Below are 23,095 nucleotides of genomic sequence, written 5' to 3' on the forward strand. Positions count from 1 at the left end.
TAGCCTTCTTCATCATCGTCTCGGGGAGCGGGGGCCGCTGTGACGCAGGGAATCGCCCGGATACGGCTGGACGACGGGACGCCCGTCTGGGCCCGGATCAGCCAGGCGGAGGAGCTGGACCACGGCGGCGGCTTCCAGGACACCGGCCTCGGCGACCGGGTCGTCTCGATGGCCGGCGGCCTCACCGACGTGGTGCGCGGGGTGGTCGGCTCCCTGCGCGCGGGCCTCGATCCGCAGGGCACGGTCGAGGTCGCCGTCAGCTTCGGCATCGAACTGTCCGCGCAGGCGGGCAAGGTGATCGGCGTACTCGCCGACGGTGGCGGCAAGGCCTCGGTGAACGTCTCCCTGACGTGGACCGAGCCGGGACCGGCGTCCGTGGAACCGGGGCAGGCCGTCCCCGCCGTCCCCGCACCGGCCGTCTCCCCGGAGAACGCACGCGCCGTCTCCCCGGAGAACGCATCGCCGAGCACGCCCGGGAGCAGGCCCGATACCGCCCCGCATCCGCGCCCGGCGGCCGATGGCGCCGTATGAGCGCCTTCGACGCGCTCGTGCGCCCCGCACTCGTACGCATCGCCGCTCCCGGTGGCGGGTATGACCCGCACGGCGACCCGTACTGGGGCACGGGCTTCTTCATCGCCCCCGGCTGGGTGCTGACCTGCGCCCATGTCGTGGCCAAGGGGGGAAGCGCGGTGTGGAGGGACCAACCGGCCGTCGGCATCACCTGGGAGGGCGGCGAGACCGTCGGCCAGGTCGTGCTCGCCAAGCCGCGCCCCGCCACGCCCGAAGAGGAGCCGGCCCGCTGGGACTTCCCGGACCTCGCGCTCGTCCGCGTCCCCGACGCCGCGGACGCCGCCTGCGTACGGCTCAGCGAGCGCCCGCCGACCACCCCCACCCCGATCAGCCTGCACGGCTGGTCCCACCAGACCGGCGAGGTCCGGGTCCGCCACGCGCTCGGCGAAGCCCACGCCGTCGACGGGGGAGCCCTGCTGCTGCGCTGGAGCCTCCCCGTGGAGGGCCTGTCCGGCGGACCCGTCGTCGACCTGCGCCGTGGCGCGGTCATCGGCCTCAACAAGGGCCGCGGTCGCGACGAGGGCGCCGCCGTCCCGCTCACCGCCCTGCGCGAGCTCCACGACGTGCCCGGCGGCCGGGTCCTGCACGAGGTGCTGCGCGCCCACGACCGCCATCACCTCGCCCGCTACCGCTCGTTCGGCGGCGGCCGCACCTGGACCGCCGCCCAGATGGAGCTGTGGCCCGCCACCGCGCGGGGCGTCAGCCCGGGCCGCCGGGTCCAGCTGTACGGGCGGTTCGCCGAACTCCCGCCGCCCACCGGCCCCGGCGAGGTCATGGCCCTGGTCGACGAGGTCAAGCGCCGCGTCCTGCACCCCGACTACCAGGCCGTCCTGGAGACCGACGCCCGCACCTGGCGCGACGGCGTCGGCCTCCTGCACGAACTCCACGCCACCCAGCAGGAGAACCGGCCGGACAGCACCGACCTCGGGCTCGACGCCGTCCTGCTGTACGCGGCGCAGATCGTCCGGCACCTGACCGGGCGCTACGGCCCAGGGCCCGCCCTGCAGGGCCTGATCGACTGGATCGCCGACGAGTCCGGCGGCGCCCACGCGGCCGTCCAGGAGGAGCTCGCCGCCCTGCTCGGCCCCGCCGCACCCCCCGCCCCCGCCGACCCGAACGACCGGCCCGAGCCCGTCAGGTCCGACCCTCCCGCCACCCCACGCCGCGAGCCCGGCGCCCGCGCCGACGTCCGCGTCGAGGTCGACCGCGTCCCGTACAGCACCCCCCAGCGCTACGCCTGGCGCGTGATGCTCCTCTTCGACGGGCGCACGGTCAGCCCGCTGCGCGGCGACGACAACGGCGTGAGCCGCGACCGGCTCCAGGAGACCCTGCGCGCACCCCTCCTGGACGCCCTCGGCCGCGGCGACAGCGGCGACCACCTCGCCGCCGTCGAAGTGGTGCTGCCGCGCGAGCTGTTCGACCTGCCGCTGGACACCTGGCGGCTCGCGCCCGAGGACGAGCACTTCGGCGAGCGGTCCCTGCCCATCGGCCAGCGGCGGATCGTCGTCGTCCGCGACCGGCACCGCAGCCACCATCCGCCCTCGCCCGAGTGGCGCCGGCGCTGGCGGGGCAGCGAAGGCGGCCCGCTGCGGGCGGTGCCGCTGCGCGCCGAGGTCCTCGCCGCCGGGCCGGAGGCGCACGCCCCGCACATCCGCCGGGAGAGCCGGATGGCCGCGTACGAGCGGCTCGACGCCGCGGCCGAAGGCAGCGTGCCCGTCTTCTGCGGCCCGGTCTCCGGCGGTGACGGCCACCGGGCGATGGACGCCGCGCTCGCCGCCGGGCACCCGATCGCCCTGTGGCGGCACGGCGCTCGCGAGCACACCGACTGCGCCGAGTTCCACAAGCGCGCGGGCGAGCTCCTCGCGGGCGCCGGCGGCGCCGACGGCCTGCACCGGCCGGTCCGCACCCTGCGGATGCGGGTCGCCGACGCGGAGGCCGACCCGCGCGAACGGTCCGAGCACGCCTGGGCCGAGGACCTGGCCGTCCTCTACGACCCGCCCGACCGGCCTCCGTTCGACGACCTCCTCCAGGGGCCGCCGCTGCTCGGCGAGGCCGACCGGTGATCCCCGGCACGGGCCCGCGCCCGCCTCCCCCGTACGGACTCAACTCCCCCACAACCGGACCGGTTTGAACGTCGGCAGACCGGGCGCCAAGCGGTACCTTCGACGGGGCCGGCGAAGTCACCACTGCCAGGAGGAGTCAGGCGTGAACGATTGGCGGATCTACCGTGGTGCCGGCCATCCGCACGACGAGATACGGCGGCTGCCCGCCCCGCCGCCCTGGCGCGACTTCTCCGCCGGCGGCGCCGACGACACCCTGGCCGGCTCCGACCGGCGGCTCGGAGTGCGCCGCAGGCTGGTCCAGAACCACCACCCCAGGCCCGCCGAGACGGACGCCGTCAACGCCGCCCTCTACCTGCGCCGTCCGCTCCTGGTCACCGGCAACCCCGGCACCGGCAAGTCCACCCTCGCGCACGCCGTCGCCCATGAGCTCGGCCTCGGCCGCGTCCTGCGCTGGCCCATCGTGAGCCGGTCGACCCTCCAGGACGGGCTCTACCGCTACGACGCCATCGGCCGCCTCCAGGACGTCCAGCTGGAGCGCGCCCGCGCCGACTCCGAGGCGACCGCCGCGAGCCCGGCCGGCATCGGCTCGTACATCCGGCTCGGCCCTCTGGGCACCGCCCTGCTCCCCTCCGAACTGCCCCGGGTGCTGCTCATCGACGAGCTCGACAAGAGCGACCTCGACCTGCCCAACGACCTGCTCAACGCCCTGGAAGAGGGCGAGTTCGCGATCCCCGAACTGGAGCGGCTCGCCGACCGCGAGCCGGTCGTGCAGGTGCTCACCGACGACGGACGCAAGGTCCCCGTGTACGGCGGCCGGATCCGCTGCACGACCTTCCCGTTCATCGTCCTCACCTCCAACGGCGAACGGGACTTCCCCGCCGCCCTGCTGCGCCGCTGCATCCGCCTGGAGCTCGAACCCCCGGGCGAGGAGCAGCTCGGCGCCATGATCGAGGCCCATCTCGGCGCGGACGCCGCCGCGGCCGAACCCGGCCTCGTCGACCGCTTCCTCGACCGGGAGCCCGGCGAGGTCATCGCCACCGACCAACTGCTCAACGCCCTCTATCTCACCCAGCACGCCCCCCGCACCGAGCGGGTGACCCGGGAACGCATCGCGGACATGCTCATGCAGCCGCTCGATCAGCCGAGGTGATGGCCGGATGCACCGGAGACACCGGATGCACCTGGAAGAACTCACCCGCAGACTGCGGGCCGGCGGCCAGGACCCGACCGCCGAGGAGGTCGCGGACGCCGTCTGGCTCGCCCAGTGGCTGCCGAGCGCCGACCCGGAGGACCGGGAAGGGGACCGGCCGCCGGGCACACCTGTGCCCGAATCCGCCGAGGACCGTCGAGATCCGGCCACCGGCGCCCCCGTCCCCGAGGCACCTCAGCCCCCTGACGCCCCATCCGACCCACCGGCCCGGGCCACCGAGACCGTCGACCTCCGCATGCGCTCCGGCATCGGAGGCGCCGGAGGCATGGCAGGCGCGGGACCCGCCGGTGGTACGGGCCGGGCCGGCGGGACGGGCCCCGGCGCCGCCCTCCCCGTACGCGCCCCCGGCGCCAACGCGCTGCCCGGACTCCTCGGACTGCAGAAGGCGCTCCGCCCACTGCGCCACTACGCCACCCTCTTCCCCTCGCGGCCCGGCGAGGGACGGCTCGACGAGGAGGCCACCGCCGAGCACAGCGCCGCCTCCGGCATCCTCACCCCCGTGCTCCGTCCCGCCGCCGGCCGCCGCCCCGACATCCAGCTCCTCATGGACACCGGGCCGGCCATGGTCGTGTGGACCCGGATGGTCGAGGAGCTGCGCCAGGCCTGCCAGCAGTCCGGCGCCTTCCGCGACGTCCAGGTCCACCGCCTCTACGACACCGGCGAAGGCCCGCCGCTCGTCACCACCACCTCCGACCCCGACGGCCGGCCCCGGCTGCGCCCCGGCGACCAGCTCCACGACCCCACCGGCCGCCGCCTCACCCTGATCGTCAGCGACTGCGTCGGCCCCCTGTGGCAGCGCGGCGCCGCCCAGCGGCTCATCCACCAGTGGCCCCGCCAGTCCCCGCTCGCCCTCGTCCAGCCGCTGCCCCCGCGCCTGTGGTCCCGCACCGCCCTGCCCGTCGAGTCCGGCACCCTGCTGCGGCCCGCCGCCCCCGGCGGCCGGCCCCGCTTCGAGGCCGACGAGGAAGCCTGGGAACCCGTCGCCCCCGACCTGCGGGCCGTTCCCGTGCTCACCCCCACCCCCGAGGCCTTCGCCTCCTGGGCCCGGCTGCTCACCGGCCACGGCGGGGGAGCGGTCCGCGGCTGGGCCGCCCGGATCGGCTCCCAGCCCGCCCGCCCGGCGGCCACCACGGCGGCCCGGGGCGCCCGCCGCAGCGACGAGGAGCTGCTGCGCGCCTTCCGCGCCGGAGCGTCCCCCGGCGCCGTACGGCTCGCCGTCCACCTCGCCGCCGCCCCGCTCGCCCTGCCGGTGATGCAGCTCGTGCAGCGCGCGATGCTCCCCGACACCGGCCCCATGGAGCTGGCCGAGGTGCTGCTCAGCGGTCTGTTACGACGGCTGCCGGGCCCCACCCCGTACCCCTGCTTCAGCTATCCGCCGGCGGTGCAGGAGCACCTGCTCGGCTCGCTCGACCGCGGCGCCGCCGCACTCGTGCTGAAGCACTGCTCGGAGTTCGTCGAGCGCCATTTCGGCCAGGGCATGCGCAACTTCCCTGCCCTCGCAGCCGCCCGGCTCGCCGGACACGGCACCGAAGAGGAGCCGGCCGTCACCGGTCCCGGCGAGGAGAGCGAGGAGCCGGCCGGCGCGGAGGCGGAGATCTTCGCCCGCATCCCCGCGCGCGTGCTGCGCTTCTACCACCCCGACCTCGTCACCCCCGAACCGCTCGACGCCGCCCGCCGGCTGCTCGCCCAGTGGCGCGCCCGGTCCGACCCCTCGCTGCTCGCCGGCGCCCGCGACATGGTGGAGGCCGCCCTGCGCGGCGAAGGCCCGACCGGCCCGCCCGAGGACACCGCCGGCGCCCTGCTCGTCCTCGGCCAGGTGCTGTACGCGCAGGCCGGCACCGCCGCCGTACGCGACGCGGGGCAGCGTCAGGAGCTGCTGACCCGGGCCGTCGCCGAGCTCGTACGGGCCGGCCGGCTCGCCACGCCCGGCGGCGTGGACTGGGCGGAGGCCCGACTCGAACAGGCCGCCGCCCGGCACGCCCTGTGGCGGCACACCGGCGAGGCCCGACAGCTGGCCGCCGCCCTCGACGCGCTCGCCGGAGACCCGGCCGACTGGCCCGAGAGCCACCGCCACGCCCTCCACGTACGCCGTGGACGGCTGCTGCTCGCCCAGGGCGAAGGCGCCGCCGCGGCGGCCGCGTTCACGCTGGCCCTGGCGGCGGGGGAGAGCGGCCCGCTCCTGCTCGACCTCGCCGACGCCCTCCGGCTCGCGGGCCCCGACACGGCGCCGGTCGCCGAGGCGCTCGACCGGGCGGAACCGCTGCTCGGCGAATCCACCGCGCTCCGGCTGCGCTGGACCACCGCGCGGGCCCGGCTGCACGAGTCCACCGGCGACGGACCGGCCGCCGACGAGGCGTACGAACAGGCCACTCTGCTCACCCCCGCCGAGGGCGAGCAGCGCGGCCGGCTCCTCATGACCTGGGGCGAGTCCCTGCTGCGGCGCGCCGCCGCCGGGACCGGCACGGCACCCGTCGACCGGGCCGAGTCCGTGCTCCGCGAGGCCCTCACCTGCCTGCCCGCCGACTCCGCCGCCCGCTCCCGGGCCCGGATCCTCATCGGCAGCGTCCTCGCCCTGCGCTTCGACCGGGCCGGCTTCCTGCCCGACCTGTACGAGAGCCGCCACCTCCTCGACCAGTCCGTCCGCACCGCGCGCGAGCCCGGACCCCGCTCCGAGGTGTGGCTGCAACTGGGCTGGGTGCGGCTCCAGCTGAGCGAGGCGGCCCGGGACGGCCAGCTCGCCGACGCGCTCACCGCCTACCAGCGGGCCGCCGAGGACGCCCGTACCGCGCACGGCGACACCCCGGGCTCGGTCACCGCGGCCCGTGCCCTGCACGCCCAGGGCGCCGTGCTGCACCTGATGGGCCGGGACGGCCGGGCCGCGACGGTGCTGCGCGCCGCCGCCGAGCAGTGGCGCCGGCTCGACGCGGCGCTGGTGCCGGTGGACTGGGCCGACGTGGAGCGGACCAGGTCCCTGCTCGCCGAGGCGAGCGCCGGCCCGCGCCCGTTGCCGGCCCGCTTCACCAGGGAGGAACGGCGCCGGATCGCACCACCGTGGTGGGCCTGGCGGGGGCCGGAGACGTAGGCCGCGTCGGCGGAATCGGAACGGCTTGATAACGGGGGCGTGAATGGGCGCAGTTGAGTCGAACGGGTTTCCGCCTTTCCGGCGTCGGGAAGAACCGCTGCGCCGCTACGACCGTGGGGGACAAGGGTCGGTGAGGAGGAGTCGAGGGTGTTGGAGCACACGCAGTGGCCGACCGGCGCCGGCCGGGACGCCGGACAGCCGCCTCCGCCCCTGCCCGACCTCGCCACCGTCGACCTGCGGACCTTGCGGGTCATGGACCACCCTGACCTGGTGGCGGAGGTCGAGCGGGTGCTCGACCGGGCACTGGAGCTCGGCGAGTCCTGGGCGTCGGGGGGCGATGGCCTCCGCTGACGCCCGCCCGGCACCGGCCGACCGGCGGTTTCCGGTCAGATGTGTGCCGCGGGCATCGGCGGACGCGCGGGCCGCGTCGCGTACCCCGGCATCGGCGGACGCGCGGGCCGCGTCGCGTATACCGGCATCGGCGGACGCGCGGGCCGCGTCGCGTATACCGGCATCGGCGGACGCGCGGGCCGCGTCGCGAACCCGGACCTCGGCGCGTACGCGAGGCGGCTCCGAATGACCCCCGGGCCCCTCTCCGAAGCCGCCTTCTCCCAGCTGGCCCGGACCCGCCCCGACACGGCCGGCGGCCCGCTCCTGCACTCGGCCGCCCGGGCCCGGCGCCGCCTGCTGCTCAAGGCCCTGCGCACCCGGGTCGAGCGCCGGCGCGACGACCTGCACCCCGAGCTGTACGAGCGGTTCGACGCCTCCTGGCGGCTGATGGAGCGGGCGGAACTGCACCGGCCCGCCCCGGTTCACCGGGTCATCGACTACCCCACCACCGGCACCTGGCTGGTGGCCGCCCTCGCCGCACCGCCCGGTGCCTCCTTCGACGCGCTGCTCGCGCACTGGGACGCCATCGCCGCGACCGCCGCGCTCCGGGCCGGCTGCCCCCTCGACCGGGAGGTCGCCGCCCCGCACGGCCGGCTCGCCCTCACCGGCGCCGGGCGGCTGCGGGTCGGCGCCGAGCGGGCCAGGATCCGCTTCCGCGGCCGCACCGCCGGAATCGGCCCCGCCGACGCCCGGTTCCCGCGCACCGTGCTGCTCACGGCCGGGGCGCGGGCGGGCCGCATCAGGGGGTTCGGGCACCGCTGGAGCGCGCTGCGCACCCTGCCGGGCGGCACCGCCGTGCTCGACGACCTCGATCCGTACCGCGTACCCCCCGGCGGGATCGGCGGGCGGGGCCGCCCCGCCGCCGAGCGCGCCGCCGACGCCTTCCCGCTCTGGGCCGCCCGCTGGCGCGCCGCCCACGAGCTGCTCGCCCGCACCGACCCCGGCCGGGCCGCGGAGGCCCTCCGCGCGGTACGCGTGGTCGTGCCCCTGGTCTCCGACGGCCGGCACACCGGAGCGGTCGGCGCCACCCTGAGCGCCGCCCCCGGAGCCGTACTCACGACGCTGCCGCGCGGGCCGCGGGAGCTCGCCGAGACCCTCGTGCACGAGGTGCACCACGGAAAACTCGCCGCCCTGCACGACCTCGTGCCGCTCTACCGCTCCGGCGGGGCCGCCGTGCACCGGGTCGGCTGGCGGCCCGACGCGCGACCGGTCTCCGGCGTCTACCAGGGCGTCTACGCCCATCTCGCCCTCACCGACCTGTGGCGCAGGGCCGCCACCGGCGGCGGCCTGCCCGCGCCGTGGCGGACCGCGGCCGGGCAGCAGTTCGAGCGCTTCCACGATCAGGTGGGCGAAGCCCTGGAGATCCTGCTTCAATCCGATGAACTGACCAGTGCAGGGCGGGAGTTCGCGGACCGGATGCGACGGCATCATGCGAGCCTCGGCACCACCCGGGGCGCCCTTGGGTAACACTGTGCCGACGGCACATGACACTGCGTGGCACGTGAGCGAGTAGGGAGAACTCATGGCGGAACAGGGGCGGTCAGGCGGCTCGGCCACCGCGGACCGCGGCGCACCGACAGCACCCGAACACGTCCTGGTGGTCTTCCCGGGCTATCACCGCCCCTGGGCCACCTGGATCGCACAGCGCCTGGAGGCACACGGCGTCCGGACCACCCCGCAACGCTGGGACCCGCCCCGCCAGGTGCCGTTGGAGGACTCGCTCGAAGACCTGCTGCTCGCCCGCGGCCAGGTGCTGCTCGTCCTCAACGACTGGTTCTTCGAACTCGGTCCGCGTCCGGCCGGCGAATGGAACGACGTGCTGCGCGGCTTCGTCGCCGCCCACGCCGACCGCTTCGCCGCCGTCAACCTCACCAACCGGCCCCTTCTCCCGGCCACCGCCGTCCTCGAACCGGTCAGCCTCTGGGGCGTCGGCGAGGAGGAGGCCGAGGCCCGCGTCCTCGCCCGGCTCGGCATCGAGCCGCGCCGGGCCGGCGGCCGCCGCGCCGCCCTCGGCCCGGTCATCCGCTACCCCGACACGCCCCCCGAGATCTGGGGCGAGGTGCCGCGCCGCAACCGTCGCTTCACCGGCCGCGACGATCTCCTCACCGAACTCCAGCAGCGCCTCATGGACGCCGACCGCGGCAACGCCGCCTGCACCCTGCTCGGCATGTCCGGCATCGGCAAGACCCAGATCGCCGCCGAGTACGCCCACCGCTTCAGCCCCGACTACGACATCATCTGGTGGGTCAGCTCCGACGACCGCAACATCCAGCGCGACCGTCTAGGCGGACTCGCCGCCGCCCTCGAACTCCCCGTCGGCAACGAGCCGGGCGAACGCATCCGCGCCGTCCGCGAGGCCCTGCGCCGCGGCGACCCGCACGCCCGCTGGCTGGTGGTCTTCGACGGCTGGGACGACACCGAGGGCGTCGGCGTCATGCTCCCGCAGGGTCCGGGACACGTCCTCATCACCTCCCGCAACCGCGCCTGGACCGACCACACCGACATCCTCGAAGTGCCCAGCTTCGACCGCGCCGAGTCCACCGCCTACCTGATGCGACGCGCCCCGCACATCACCGCGGCCGAGGCCGACGAGGTCGCCGCCGAGTTCGGCGACGTACCCCTGCCGCTCGTCCAGGCCGCCGCCTGGCTCGGCGAGTCCGGCATGGAGGCGCCCGAATACCTGCGCATGGTCCGCGAGGGGCACCTCTCCACCGTCGACGACCCGACCGCCGGAGACGGCTTCCCGAACGCCTCCCTCACCTCCTGGTCGATACTGATCAACCGGCTCCGGCGCGCCCAGCCGCAGGCCGTCGAGATCCTCAGCCTGTGCGCCTCCTTCGCCCCCGGACGCATCCCGCTCGGCCTCGTCCGCTCCTACCCCCAGGCCGAACTCCCCGAGGACCTCCGCTGGATGGCGACCGACCTCGCGGCCTGGACCCGGGCCCTGGACACCCTGGTCAACTACTCCGTGCTCACCCGCGACAGCCGCGGCACCATGAGCACCGAGACGGGCCCGCACCAGGAGTCCGTCCACATGCACCGGCTCGTCCACGACATCGTCGCCCGGCTCACCGACGGCGACCACCGCACGGCCCACCGCAAGGCCGTCCGCACCCTGCTCGCCGAGGCCGACCCCGGCGACCCCATGGACAGCAGGCACTGGCCCCAGTACGCCGAACTCCTCCCGCACCTGGTCCCCTCCGGGGCCCTGACCAGCCGCAACCCGCGCATCCAGAACGCCGTCCTCAACTGCCTGCGCTACTGCTACCGCAGCGGCGAGTTCAAGGCCGGCGCCCGGCTCGCCGAACAGATCCGCAGCGAGTGGACCGACTTCATGGACCCGCTCGCCCAGCCGATGCTCGACCTCACCACGCAGGAGGGCAACATCCTGCGTTCCAGCGGCCGCTTCCGCGAGGCCCACGCCCTCGACCGCGCCCTCCTCGACCGGCTCACCCGCGCCACCGCGCGCAACGAGCTCGGCGAACTCTTCTGCAACAGCAACGTCGCCGCGAACCTGCGCCACCTCGGCCAGTACCAGGAGGCCGAGACCCTCCAGCGCGAGGTCCTGGAGACCTCACGGCGCCTCCTCGGCGAGGCCGAGTTCGTCACCCTCGTCGCCCGCCACAACCTGGGCGTCGTCCTGCGGCTCCTCGGCCGGTACCAGGAGGCGTACGAGCTCGACGTCGACACCCTCGCCCGGCGCGAGAACGTGCTGCGCGCCCGCCACGTCAACACCCTCAACTCCGGCAACGCCCTCGTCCACGACCTGCGCCTGCTCGGCCGCTACCGCGACGCCCTCGTCCGCCAGGAGGCCAACGTCCGGCTGCACGTCCAGGTCCTCGGCGCCCAGCACCCGCAGACGCTGTCCGCCCGGGCCCAACTGGCGCTCTGCCGGCGTCGGGAGGGCGGCGCGCAGCAGGACATCGGCAACCAGATGGCCAGCCTCCTCGACCAGATCGAGCAGGTGCACGGCCGGGACCACTACGTGACCCTGTCGTTCATCAACAACTACGCCAGCTACCTGCGCGAGCACGGTGACCTCAGCCAGGCCCGCGACCTCACCCACGAGGCCGAGGCCGGCTACCGCACCCTCCTCGGCCCCGTCCACCCCGTCGCCACCGGCATGCTCGCCAACACCGGCCTCGTCATGCAGGCCTCCGGCGAACGCGCCGACGCCCTCGCCATGCTGGAGTCCGCGCTCGCCGGACTCACCGCCTCCCTCGGCGGCGACCACCCCTGGGTCCTCGGCTGCGCCCTCAACACGGCCGCCGCCAGGAACTTCAACGGCCGGGTCGCCGACGCCACCGAGCTCAGCCGGGAGACCCTCCGCAAGACCCGCCGGATCCTCGGCAACGAGCACCCGCTGACGCTCTCCTGCCAGATCGCCCTCGCCGCCGACCTGCGCGGACTGCGGGAGGTCGAGGAGGCCGGCAAGGTCGAGGAGGACGCGCTCCTCACCCTCACCCGGACCCTGGGCGCCCAGCACCCGCACACCCTCTCCGCCCGCCAGCGCAACCGCCCGTACTGGGACTTCGAGGCCTACCTCGGCTGAACGCCGGCCGACGGGAAACGCCGGAGGCCCGGCACCCACTCGGGGTGCCGGGCCTCCGGCGTCGTACGGAGCGCTGATGAGGCGCTGATCAGGCACCGGTCAGGCACCTGATCAGGCACCGGTCAGGCGTCGAAGACCTCCGCGACCAGCTGCGCCTGCTCGGCCTGGTGACGCTTGGCCGAACCGACCGCAGGGGACGAGGAGTGCGGGCGGGAGATCCGCCGCAGGCGCTCGCCCGCCGGGATGTCCGCGCCGACCGCCAGGTCCAGGTGGTCGATCAGGTTGAGCGCGATGAACGGCCACGCACCCTGGTTCGCCGGCTCCTCCTGCGCCCAGATGTACTTCGCGGCGTTCGGGTACTTGGCGATCTCGGCCTGGAGCTCGGCACCCGGCAGCGGGTACAGACGCTCGAGGCGGATGATCGCGGTCTCCGTGTCGCCGCGCTTCTGCCGCTCGGCCTCCAGGTCGTAGTAGACCTTGCCGGAGCAGAACACGACCTTGCGGACGTCGGCCGGGTTCACCGTCGCGTCGCCGATCACCGGGCGGAAGCCGCCGGTGGTGAACTCCTCCACCTTCGACGCCGCGGCCTTCAGACGCAGCATCGACTTCGGGGTGAAGACGATGAGCGGCTTGTGGTGCGGGTTGTGCACCTGCCAGCGCAGCAGGTGGAAGTAGTTCGACGGCAGCGTCGGCATGGCGACCGTCATGTTGTCCTGCGCGCACATCTGCAGGAAGCGCTCCGGGCGCGCGGACGAGTGGTCCGGGCCCTGGCCCTCGTAGCCGTGCGGCAGCAGCAGCGTGACGCCGGAGGTCTGGCCCCACTTCTGCTCGGCCGAGGAGATGAACTCGTCGACGACGGTCTGCGCGCCGTTGACGAAGTCACCGAACTGGGCCTCCCAGACCACCAGGGACTCCGGGCGGGCCAGCGAGTAGCCGTACTCGAAGCCCATCGCCGCGTACTCGCTCAGGAGCGAGTCGTAGACGTTGTAGTGGGCCTGGTCCTCGGCCAGGTAGAGCAGCGGGGTGTAGTCCTCGCCGGTCTCCTGGTCCACGAGCACCGCGTGCCGCTGGCCGAAGGTGCCGCGGCGCGAGTCCTGGCCGGACAGCCGGACCGAGGTGCCCTCCATGAGCAGCGAGCCGATGGCGAGGGTCTCGCCGAAGCCCCAGTCGATGGTGCCGTCGTCGATCGACGCCGCGCGACGCTGCAGCTGCGGCATCAGGCGCGGGTGGACCGTGACCCGGTCGGGGATGTTGACCTGCGACTCGGCGATCCGCTTCACGACCTCCTGGGAGACCGCGGTGGTGACGGCGACCGGGAACGCCGGCTTGGCGTCCGGGACGTTCGCCGGCGCCGGGGCGGCGGTGGCCTCGCGGACCTCCGCGAACACCTTCTCCAGCTGCCCCTGGAAGTCCTGGAGCGCCTGCTCCGCCTCTTCCAGGGTGATGTCGCCGCGACCGATGAGCGACTCGGTGTACAGCTTGCGCACCGAGCGCTTCTTGTCGATCAGGGTGTACATCTGCGGGTTGGTGAACTGCGGGTTGTCGCCCTCGTTGTGACCGCGGCGGCGGTAGCAGATGAGGTCGATCACGACGTCCTTGTTGAACGTCTGGCGGAACTCGAAGGCGAGCCGCGCCACCCGGACGCACGCCTCCGGGTCGTCGCCGTTCACGTGGAAGATCGGCGCCTCGATCATGCGGGCCACGTCCGTCGCGTACATCGACGAACGCGAGGACTCGGGGGCCGCGGTGAAGCCGACCTGGTTGTTGATGACGATGTGGACCGTGCCGCCGGTGCGGTAGCCGCGCAGCTGCGACATGTTCAGGGTCTCGGCGACGACACCCTGGCCGGCGAAGGCCGCGTCACCGTGCAGGGCGACCGGCAGGACGGTGAAGTCCGTGCCGCCCTTGTTGATGACGTCCTGCTTGGCGCGGGCGACACCCTCCAGGACCGGGTCGACCGCCTCCAGGTGCGAGGGGTTGGCGACCAGCGAGACCTTGATCTGCTCGCCGTCCAGGCCGGTGAAGGTGCCCTCGGCGCCCAGGTGGTACTTCACGTCGCCGGAGCCGTGCATCGACTTCGGGTCGAGGTTGCCCTCGAACTCGCGGAAGATCTGCGCGTACGACTTGCCGACGATGTTCGCGAGGACGTTCAGGCGGCCGCGGTGGGCCATGCCGATGACGACCTCGTCAAGGCGCGACTCCGCCGCGGAGTCGATGACCGCGTCGAGCAGCGGGATGACGGACTCGCCGCCCTCCAGGGAGAAGCGCTTCTGGCCGACGTACTTGGTCTGCAGGAAGGTCTCGAAAGCCTCCGCCGCGTTCAGCCGGCGCAGGATGCGCAGCTGCTCCTCGCGCTCCACACGGGCGTGCGGGCGCTCCACGCGGTCCTGGATCCACTTGCGCTGCTTGGGGTCCTGGATGTGCATGAACTCGATGCCGGTGGTGCGGCAGTACGAGTCGCGGAGCACGCCGAGGATGTCGCGGAGCTTCATCATCGACTTGCCGGCGAAGCCGCCGACCGCGAACTCGCGCTCCAGGTCCCACAGGGTGAGGCCGTGCTCGGTGATGTCCAGGTCGGGGTGCTTGCGCTGCTTGTACTCCAGCGGGTCGGTGTCGGCCATGACGTGGCCGCGGACCCGGTAGGAGTGGATCAGCTCGAAGACGCGCGCGGCCTTGGTGACGTCGTCGTCGTGCGACGCGTCGATGTCCTTGAACCAGCGGACCGGCTCGTAGGGGATGCGCAGCGACTTGAAGATCTCGTCGTAGAAGCCGTCCTCGCCGAGGAGGAGGTTGGAGACGATCCGCAGGAACTCGCCGGAGGCCGCACCCTGGATGACCCGGTGGTCGTAGGTCGACGTGAGCGTCATGACCTTCGAGATGCCGAGCTTGTTGAGGGTGTCCTGGCTCGTGCCCTGGAACTCGGCCGGGTAGTCCATCGAGCCGACGCCCATGATGACCGACTGGCCGGGCATCAGACGCGGCACGGAGTGGACGGTGCCGAGGCCGCCGGGGTTGGTCAGGGAGACCGTGACGCCCGTGAAGTCCTCCATCGTCAGCTTGCCGACGCGGGCGCGCTTGACGATGTCCTCGTAGGCCTGCCAGAACTCGAAGAAGTTCAGGGTCTCGGCCTTCTTGATGCCGGCGACGACGAGCTGGCGGTCGCCGTTCGGCTTCACCAGGTCGATCGCGAGGCCGAAGTTCACGTGCTCCGGCTTGACCAGGGTCGGCTTGCCGTCCTTCTCCGCGAAGGAGTAGTTCATCGACGGCATGGCCTTGATCGCCTGCACCATCGCGTAGCCGATGAGGTGGGTGAAGGAGATCTTCCCGCCCCGGGCACGCTTCAGGTGGTTGTTGATGACGATCCGGTTGTCGAAGAGCAGCTTCACCGGGACGGCGCGGACGGACGTGGCCGTCGGCATCTCCAGCGAGGCGTTCATGTTCTTCGCGACCGCGGCGGCCGGGCCGCGCAGGGTGATCAGCTCGGGGCCTGCGGGGGCCTCGGTGGCCTCCTTGGCCCTGACCGGAGCCGGTGCCTGGGCCGGTGCCGCGGCCTTGGCGGCCGGAGCGGCGGCGGGCTTCGCGGGAGCGGGCGCCGGGGCGGCAGCGGCAGGGGCCGCGGCCGGCTGGACCGGGGCGGGCGCCGGAGCGGCCACCGGGGCGGCCGGAGCGGCGGCGGCAGGCGCGGCCTGTGCGGGGCGCGCCTGCGGCGCGGCGGGCGCGCTCGGGGTGGTGGCGGCCGGGGCGGCGGGAGTCTCCGCGGCACCGGGCTTGTAGTCGGCGAAGAAGTCCCACCAGGCACGATCGACCGAATTCGGGTCCTGGAGGTACTGCTGGTAGATCTCGTCGACGAGCCACTCATTGGCACCGAAGGCGGTAGCAGGGGACTTTCCCTGCCCGTCTTGGTCGGTCGGGGAGCTCGGGGTACTGGGGGACTGAGACGACACGGCGGCAACCGCCCTCTTCCGCTTCACAAGGTGATGGACAGCGGAAATAAAGGCTACGCCTCCCTGGCCGAGAGGTGCAGGCCGGGCACTCCAACGTCGCGCAAGTCACACTTGACGAGGTGTTTCGGTGCCGTGAATGGCGGGAAACAACCGTGGTTCTGCCCTCGTACGGGTACGAGAAAGCCTGGCTGCGGCCCTGTCCGGCCGCACCCTTGCCCAGGTCCCGCGCGTCCGTCGTACGAGGACTCGGCGAGAACTCGTACACCTACACGCAGAACAAGAGCTTCCGGTTCGAACCCTACGTCAATCCCGTGGAGGAAGGCTGCCCGGAAGAGTGAGCCTGATGCGGCAGCCGCGTGACGATTCGGCCACTCCGATGTGACCGCCGTGCAGATCCACCGCCCACCGGGCGATCGCGAGGCCGAGACCCGTGCCGCCGTCGCTGCCCGGACCCGGCTGCGCGGGGACCGTGCCCCGGTTGAAGCGCTCGAAGACCTTGTGCCGCTCCGACTCCGGAATGCCGGGACCCTCGTCCTCGACCTCCAGGGCGAGCGAGTCCGGGTACGGGCCGCGCCGGGCCCGTACCGTCACGCGGCCGTGCGGCGGCGAGTGCTTGACCGCGTTGTCGATCAGGTTCGCCATCACCTGGTGCAGCCGCTCCGCGTCCGCCATCGCCGTCAGCTCCGGGGGTGACACGTCCAGGTGCAGATGGACGTCCGTACGGTTGTGCAGCCCCGAGCTGGTGGTCAGGCCGCGCTGGGAGGCCGCCAGGTTCGCCTCCCGCAGCACGCCCGACAGATACGGCCACACCTCGAAACGGCGCGTCCTGAGCGTGACGACACCGTTGTCAAGACGTGACAGGTCGAGCAGCGTCTCCACGAGACGGCCGAGCCGTTCGGTCTGCTTCAGGGCGGTGCGCATCGTCTCCGGGTCGGCCTCGGAGACCCCGTCCACGACGTTCTCCAGGACCGCGCGCAGCGCGGCGATGGGCGTGCGCAGCTCGTGCGACACGTTGGCGACCAGCTCCTTGCGGTGCCGGTCCACGGCCTCCAGGTCGTCCGCCATGCGGTTGATCGTCGAGGCGAGGTCGCCCAGCTCGTCCCGGCGGTCCGCGCCGCGCACCCGGCGGCTGAAGTCGCCGCGCGAGATCGAGCCGGCCACGGTGTTCATCTCGTCCAGCGGGGCCGTCAGGGACTGGGCCACGAACTGGGTGATCAGCAGGGTCGCGATCATCGCGAAGATCGTGATGTAGCGGAACTCGGTCGAGGTCCGGATCGCCACCAGGGCCAGGCAGGAGGTCAGCAGGACCGCCCCGACGACCAGCGCGCCCAGCTTCGTCTTGATCGAGATCGCTATCCGGCGCCGCTCACGGCTCCGGCGGCCGGCTCGTCGGGTGTCCCGCCCCGGCCGGCTCACGGCGCCGGGGTCTCCAGCGCGTATCCGACCCCATGGACCGTACGGATCCGCTCGGCCCCGATCTTCCGGCGCAGCGCCTTGATGTGGCTGTCCACGGTCCGGGTGCCCGAGGCGTCCGCCCAGTCCCAGACCTCCGCGAGCAGCTGCTCGCGCGAGAGCACCGCGCGCGGGGTGTTCGCCAGGCAGACCAGGAGGTCGAACTCGGTGGGCGTCAGGTGGACGTCCTCGGCCCTGACCCGGACCCGCCGCTGCGCGTGGTCGATCTCCAGCTCGCCGAGCCGCAGGATGCCGCTGCGCGGAGTGACCGCCGCGAGCGCGGCCCGCTCCACCCGGCGCAGCAGCACGTGCACCCGGGCGGCCAGCTCGCGCATCGAGAACGGCTTCGTCATGTAGTCGTCGGCGCCGACCCCGAGGCCGACCAGCATGTCCGTCTCGTCGTCCCGCGCGGTGAGCATCAGGACCGGTACGGGACGCTGGGCCTGCACCCGGCGGCAGACCTCGAGCCCGTCGAAGCCGGGCAGCATCACGTCGAGGACCATCAGGTCCGGCTGCCAGGCCTCGGCGGCGTCGACGGCGGCAGGGCCGTCGGTCGCGGTCTGGACCAGGAAGCCCTCGGCGCGCAGCCGCGCGGAGATCGCCTCGACGATCGTCGTGTCGTCCTCGACGACAAGGACGCGCCGCTGGGCCCCCGGAGTGGTCGCCGCACCGTGGTGAGTGGTGTGTGTCTGCTCCATTGCCCCGCCTCGCGTCGCCTGTGTCGGTGCAGCAGCCTAGAGGCAGCGACGCCGTCCCGGCTACGCAGGCCTGATGGCGAGGTGGACCGCGTCGGGGACGCCCCGGGCAACGGGGATCTCTTCCGTCCGTACCCCGCTGAATCCGGCATTCCGCAACGACCCTTCGAAATCGGCGGACGGCCTGGCCGACCACACGGCGAGGATTCCACCGGGGTTCAGCCGGGCCGCGCAGGCCGCCAAACCCTGGGCGGAGTACAGGGATTCGTTGTCCTCGGTGACCGTCCAGCCGGGCCCGTTGTCGATGTCCAGGCAGAGGGCGTCGTACGTGTCCGGAGAGGTGTGCAGGTACCCCACCAGGTCCGTGTGCAGGATCACGGTGCGCGGATCGGCGAGCGCGGTGCCGGAGATCGCGGCGAGCGGGCCCCGGCGGTGCCAGTCGATGATCGCCTCCTCACGCTCCGCGACGGCGATCCGGCCCCAGCGGGGGTCGGCGGCCGCGTGGGCGAGGGAGAAACCGACGCCGAGGCCGCCGATGAGGACGGCGGGGCCGCGGTCGCGGACCGGCCCGGGCAGCGCGTCCATGGCCGCGTCGATCAGGAGCCGCTCCGAGCGGCCGTCGGAGGTGTCCATGAGGAAGGTGCCGTTGGCGATGATCTCGTGGTGGGTGCCCCGTCTGCGCAGGACGACCTCTCCGTACGGGCCTTCGCGGCGGTCGAGGGTGACGGGGCCGGTCATGGTCACTCCGTGGCTCGGGTACGTACGGTCGGACCCGGCCATCCTCGCGGGGCGGGGACGGCCGGGGCAATCGCTTAACGAGCCGTACGGGCGGAGCGGATGGGCGGCGGAGCGGATTCCGGGCGAGCGGATTTCAGAGATCCAGGCCGTGCCCGTACGGGAAGACCGGGTCCACGGTGTCGTTCCGCACGTCCGGGCGGGAGGCCGCCACCGCCGCCGTCGAGCGCGGCAGCACGCCCCGCGCCCGCGCCTCGTGCACCTCGCCGAAGATCACCGCGTCGGTCAGCGGGCTCCAGTCGGTGCAGGCGATGCCGGTGAAACCGAGCTCCCCGCGGACAGACCGGTGGTTCCTAGGGCCACGGCCCACGGGCCCGGCCCGGCGCGGCGGCTCACGGGCTGGTCGGCGGGCCGCCCTCGGGGAGGGCGGAGAAGACCCGCTGGAGCGCGGGCGGGCGCTCGCCGTCGCCCGCGACGACGAGCCGGTGGTGGTACGTGATGAAGTACTGGAAGCCGTCGGCGACCGGCGGACCGGACGGCCGGTCCGGGACCTTCGCGTAGGCCGGGTCCTCCAGTGCGGCGCGCAGTGCGGCGACCTCGGTGGCGGTCATCCGGCCGTCCTTGGGCGGCTTGGTGCCCGAGCGGGTGGTGTACGAGCCGTCGTAGTGCACGACCAGCTTGTTGCGGACCCCGGCGAAGCCACCGTTGACGACCACCTCGACCAGGACCTCCTGCGGCGCGGGCTCGTCCCGGCCCGCGGTCGCCGTGGCCGTCGGCGTGGCCGGTCCGGTCGGCACCGGGGGGACGCTGAGGCCCGGCTTGTCGCCGGTCTGCGCCGGGGCTCCCGAGCAGCCGGTCACGCTCACCACCGCAGCCAGCACCACCGCGGCCCCGTACCTCGACCCGTACCGCTTCGCACGCTCCATGAGGCGAGCATGCCCCCTCCCCCGGGGCCGGCGCAGCCGGAACGGCTCGACGCGCGCCCGGGAACCGCTCGGCGCGCGCCCAAGGGCAACGGCTCGACGCGCGTCAGGAAGGGTTCAGGCCGTGCGCACGACGCCGGTCAGCGGGCCCCGGTAGGACCAGTCGAGCGAGTCGTACAGCGCGAGTCCGTCCCTGGTCGCCGACAGGACACCGGTCCGGGCGCCCGCCTGGGCGGCGGCGGCCTCCAGGGTGCGCATCACGTTGGCGCCGAGGCCCCGGCGGCGGTGTGCGGGATCCGTCTCGATCTGGTCGGCGACGGCCGTCTCCCCGGTCGGCGCGATCTGCCCGCGGGCGGCCAGGGTGCCGTCGGGGGCGAGGATGCGGACCCGGATCACCCCGTCGCGGCTCTCCGTCGTCCGCGCGTACCCCTCGGGCGGGGCGGGCCGGACCGAGGGGTCGAGCCGCTTCGTCATCATGAACCCCGGGTCGTCCGGGATGGTCCAGCCCTCGGTGATCCAGGGCGCCACCTCCTCCGGCGTCGCCATCACCTTGAGCCAGGCGTACGGCTCGGCCACCCCGGCGCACAGCCGGCCCACGGACACCGCGTCCGGCCGCGGAAGCACATGGCGGAAGGGGTGCGTGGGCAGCCCCACGTCGATCCGGTAGCCCCAGGGCTCGACGACGGCGGGCGGGGTGCCGCGGGAGACGGTCCAGCCGGCCACCCAGGCTGAGGTAATGGCTGCGATATCCATTGAGGTATTACATCGCCTGTTCACGGGCTGCGCGAGAGCGATCGCTCAGAGCGAACGCCGGGCGGGGAACATTCCCGGGCTCACGTGCATTGAGTCCACATAGCTCAACTTGACTGCCGAAGGGGAGATCATGGCTTCTGAGTCCATGGCGTCCGCGCCGCTCACTCTGCCTGTGCTGCCGCTCGACGACGAGGTCGTGCTGCCCGGAATGGTGGTGCCGCTGGACCTGTCCGACAACGACGTCCGGGCCGCCGTCGAGGCCGCCCAGGCCGCCGCGCGAGCCGGTACGGGCAAGCCCAGGGTGCTGCTCGTGCCCCGGGTGGACGGCACCTACGCCGGGACCGGCGTGCTCGGCACCGTCGAGCAGGTCGGAAGGCTGTCCGACGGCGATCCCGGCGCGCTCATCCGCGGCCGCGGCCGCGTGCGCATCGGCGCCGGTACGACGGGGCCCGGCGGGGCGCTGTGGGTCGAGGGCAGCGTCGTCGACGAGACCCTGCCCGAGCCCCTGCCCGGCTCCGTGACCGAACTGGTCAAGGAGTACAAGGCGCTGGCCACCAGCTGGCTCAAGAAGCGCGGCGCCTGGCAGGTCGTCGACCGCGTCCAGCAGATCGACGGCGTCGGCGCCCTCGCCGACAACTCCGGCTACTCGCCCTTCCTCACCGTCGAGCAGAAGGTCGAACTCCTGGAGACGGCCGACCCGGTCGCCCGCCTCAAGCTCGCCACCGCGCAGCTGCGCGAGCACCTGGCCGAGCAGGACGTCGCCGAGACCATCGCCAAGGACGTCCAGGAGGGCGTCGACAAGCAGCAGCGCGAGTTCCTGCTGCGGCGTCAGCTCGAAGCCGTACGCAAGGAGCTGCGCGAGCTCAACGGCGAGACCGAGGGCGACGAGTCCGACGACTACCGCGCCCGCGTCGAGGCCGCCGACCTGCCCGAGAAGGTCCGCGAGGCGGCCCTCAAGGAGGTCGAGAAGCTGGAGCGGTCCAGCGACCAGTCCCCGGAGGGCTCCTGGATCCGCACCTGGCTGGACACCATCCTCGAACTGCCGTGGAACGACCGGACCGAGGACCAGTACGACATCCAGGGCGCCAAGGCGATCCTGGACGCCGAGCACGCGGGCCTGGAGGACGTGAAGGAGCGGATCACCGAGTACCTGGCGGTGCGCAAGCGGCGCGCCGAGCGGGGCCTCGGCGTGGTCGGCGGTCGGCGCGGCGGCGCGGTCCTGGCCCTGGTCGGCCCGCCGGGTGTCGGCAAGACCTCGCTGGGCGAGTCCGTCGCGCACGCGATGGGGCGCAAGTTCGTCCGGGTCGCGCTCGGCGGCGTCCGTGACGAGGCGGAGATCCGCGGTCACCGGCGGACGTACGTCGGCGCGCTGCCCGGCCGGGTCGTCCGGGCGATCAAGGAGGCCGGGTCGATGAACCCGGTGGTCCTGCTCGACGAGATCGACAAGGTCGGCTCCGACTACCGGGGCGACCCGGCGGCGGCCCTCCTGGAGGTCCTGGACCCGGCGCAGAACCACACCTTCCGCGACCACTACCTGGAGGTCGAACTGGACCTCTCCGACGTCGTCTTCCTGGCGACCGCGAACGTCCTGGAGGCCATCCCGGAGGCGCTGCTCGACCGCATGGAGCTGGTGCGGCTCGACGGCTACACCGAGGACGAGAAGGTCGTCATCGCCCGTGACCACCTGCTGCCCCGGCAGCTGGAGCGGGCGGGTCTTGAGCCGGGCGAGGTGGTCCTGGAGGACGCGTCGCTGCGGAAGCTGGCGGGCGAGTACACCCGCGAGGCGGGCGTACGGAACCTGGAGCGGTCCATCGCGCGGCTGCTGCGGAAGGTCGCGGCCCAGCACGAACTGGGCGACCGGGAGCTGCCGTTCACGGTCGGCGTGGACGACCTGCGCGGCCTGATCGGCCGCCCGCACCACGTGCCCGAGTCGGCCCAGGACCCGGCCGAGCGCCGCACCGCGGTGCCCGGTGTGGCGACCGGGCTCGCGGTCACCGGCGCCGGTGGCGACGTCCTCTTCGTGGAGGCCTCGCTCGCCGACCCGGAGACGGGCGCCGCCGGTCTCACCCTCACCGGCCAGCTGGGCGACGTGATGAAGGAGTCCGCGCAGATCGCGCTCTCCTTCCTGCGCTCGCACGGCGCGGAACTGGAGCTGCCCGTCACCGGTCTGAAGGACCGCGGCGTGCACATCCACTTCCCCGCGGGCGCGGTCCCGAAGGACGGCCCGAGCGCAGGCATCACGATGACCACCGCCCTCGCCTCGCTCCTGTCCGGCCGGCTGGTCCGGACGGACGTCGCGATGACCGGCGAGGTCTCGCTGACCGGCCGGGTCCTCCCGATCGGCGGCCTGAAGCAGAAGCTGCTCGCCGCCCACCGCGCGGGCATCACGACGGTCGTGATCCCCAAGCGGAACGAGGCCGACCTGGACGACGTCCCGGCCGAGATCCTGGAGAAGCTGGAGGTCCACCCGGTCACGGACGTCCGCCAGGTCCTGGACATCGCCCTCACCCCGGCGGAGGTGACGGTCAGCGCGGCGGCGTGACGCCGTCTTGTGTACGGCGGTGGGGGGCCCCCCCCCGGGGGGGGGCCCCCCCCCCCGGGGGGGGGGGGGGGGGGGGGGGGGCGGGGGGGGGGGGGGGGGGGCGCGGGCGCGGGGGCGGCCCCCCCCCCCCGAGCCCCGACTCCGCCGCGGTGACCGGGCTCGGGATGTCGTTCCGCACGCCCGA

15 protein-coding genes are annotated in these 23,095 nt (G+C 73.8%); 8 read left to right on the forward strand and 7 right to left on the reverse strand.

What is annotated here, in order from left to right:
- The first annotated feature begins 39 nt into the window (after positions 1-39).
- The 7 genes from ACIGEZ_RS33160 to fxsT all read left to right on the forward strand — a co-directional run bounded on the left by ACIGEZ_RS33160 (position 40) and on the right by fxsT (position 11,867).
- Positions 40-531, forward strand: coding sequence for a CU044_2847 family protein (locus ACIGEZ_RS33160; protein WP_399838790.1), 492 nt, complete (start codon positions 40-42; stop codon positions 529-531).
- On the forward strand, positions 528-2,633 hold the full coding sequence (locus ACIGEZ_RS33165) for a trypsin-like peptidase domain-containing protein (protein ID WP_399838793.1): 2,106 nt from the start codon (positions 528-530) through the stop codon (positions 2,631-2,633). The genes ACIGEZ_RS33160 and ACIGEZ_RS33165 overlap by 4 nt, the downstream gene beginning before the upstream one ends.
- A 142-nt stretch (positions 2,634-2,775) precedes the next feature.
- Positions 2,776-3,783, forward strand: a complete 1,008-nt coding sequence (locus ACIGEZ_RS33170; RefSeq protein ID WP_399838796.1) for an AAA family ATPase — start codon at positions 2,776-2,778, stop codon at positions 3,781-3,783.
- 7 nt (positions 3,784-3,790) lie between these two features.
- Entirely contained in the window at positions 3,791-6,925 is a 3,135-nt protein-coding gene (locus tag ACIGEZ_RS33175) for an SAV_2336 N-terminal domain-related protein (protein ID WP_399838799.1), read from the forward strand.
- Positions 6,926-7,072: 147 nt separating this feature from the next.
- Positions 7,073-7,276 (forward strand): hypothetical protein, encoded by a 204-nt coding sequence (locus tag ACIGEZ_RS33180; RefSeq protein WP_399838802.1) that lies wholly within the window; start codon positions 7,073-7,075, stop codon positions 7,274-7,276.
- A 225-nt stretch (positions 7,277-7,501) separates the two neighbouring features.
- The gene (locus ACIGEZ_RS33185; protein ID WP_399838805.1) at positions 7,502-8,782 is read left to right on the forward strand and encodes an aKG-HExxH-type peptide beta-hydroxylase; all 1,281 of its coding nucleotides are present in this window, start codon (positions 7,502-7,504) and stop codon (positions 8,780-8,782) included.
- 55 nt (positions 8,783-8,837) lie between these two features.
- Positions 8,838-11,867 carry an FxSxx-COOH system tetratricopeptide repeat protein gene (gene fxsT, locus ACIGEZ_RS33190; protein ID WP_399838807.1) on the forward strand — a complete coding sequence of 1,010 codons (3,030 nt, stop codon included), beginning with the start codon at positions 8,838-8,840 and terminating at the stop codon, positions 11,865-11,867.
- A gap of 122 nt (positions 11,868-11,989) precedes the next feature.
- Here fxsT and ACIGEZ_RS33195 read toward each other — a convergent pair whose 3' ends face one another.
- The 7 genes from ACIGEZ_RS33195 to ACIGEZ_RS33225 all read right to left on the reverse strand — a co-directional run bounded on the left by ACIGEZ_RS33195 (position 11,990) and on the right by ACIGEZ_RS33225 (position 20,369).
- The gene (locus tag ACIGEZ_RS33195; RefSeq protein WP_399838810.1) at positions 11,990-15,811 is read right to left on the reverse strand and encodes a multifunctional oxoglutarate decarboxylase/oxoglutarate dehydrogenase thiamine pyrophosphate-binding subunit/dihydrolipoyllysine-residue succinyltransferase subunit; all 3,822 of its coding nucleotides are present in this window, start codon (positions 15,809-15,811) and stop codon (positions 11,990-11,992) included.
- 303 nt (positions 15,812-16,114) lie between these two features.
- Positions 16,115-17,167, reverse strand: a complete 1,053-nt coding sequence (locus tag ACIGEZ_RS33200; RefSeq protein WP_399838832.1) for an ATP-binding protein — start codon at positions 17,165-17,167, stop codon at positions 16,115-16,117.
- A gap of 56 nt (positions 17,168-17,223) precedes the next feature.
- On the reverse strand, positions 17,224-17,961 hold the full coding sequence (locus ACIGEZ_RS33205) for a response regulator transcription factor (RefSeq protein WP_382537641.1): 738 nt from the start codon (positions 17,959-17,961) through the stop codon (positions 17,224-17,226).
- A 60-nt stretch (positions 17,962-18,021) separates the two neighbouring features.
- Positions 18,022-18,696: a spermidine synthase gene (locus ACIGEZ_RS33210; protein WP_399838814.1), complete on the reverse strand. Its 675-nt coding sequence runs from the start codon at positions 18,694-18,696 to the stop codon at positions 18,022-18,024.
- A gap of 133 nt (positions 18,697-18,829) precedes the next feature.
- On the reverse strand, positions 18,830-19,063 hold the full coding sequence (locus tag ACIGEZ_RS33215) for a hypothetical protein (protein WP_399838816.1): 234 nt from the start codon (positions 19,061-19,063) through the stop codon (positions 18,830-18,832).
- A 22-nt stretch (positions 19,064-19,085) separates the two neighbouring features.
- Entirely contained in the window at positions 19,086-19,619 is a 534-nt protein-coding gene (locus ACIGEZ_RS33220; RefSeq protein WP_399838818.1) for a hypothetical protein, read from the reverse strand.
- A 114-nt stretch (positions 19,620-19,733) separates the two neighbouring features.
- Complete coding sequence (locus ACIGEZ_RS33225) at positions 19,734-20,369, reverse strand: GNAT family N-acetyltransferase (protein ID WP_399838821.1); 636 nt, start codon at positions 20,367-20,369, stop codon at positions 19,734-19,736.
- A 130-nt stretch (positions 20,370-20,499) separates the two neighbouring features.
- Between ACIGEZ_RS33225 and lon the strand changes: the two genes are divergently transcribed.
- Positions 20,500-22,911, forward strand: a complete 2,412-nt coding sequence (lon, locus tag ACIGEZ_RS33230) for an endopeptidase La (RefSeq protein ID WP_399838824.1) — start codon at positions 20,500-20,502, stop codon at positions 22,909-22,911.
- The last annotated feature ends 184 nt before the right edge of the window (positions 22,912-23,095 follow it).

Origin of the sequence: Streptomyces sp. NPDC085481, from assembly GCF_044541845.1 — a bacterium.
Taxonomy (GTDB): Bacteria; Actinomycetota; Actinomycetes; order Streptomycetales; family Streptomycetaceae; genus Streptomyces.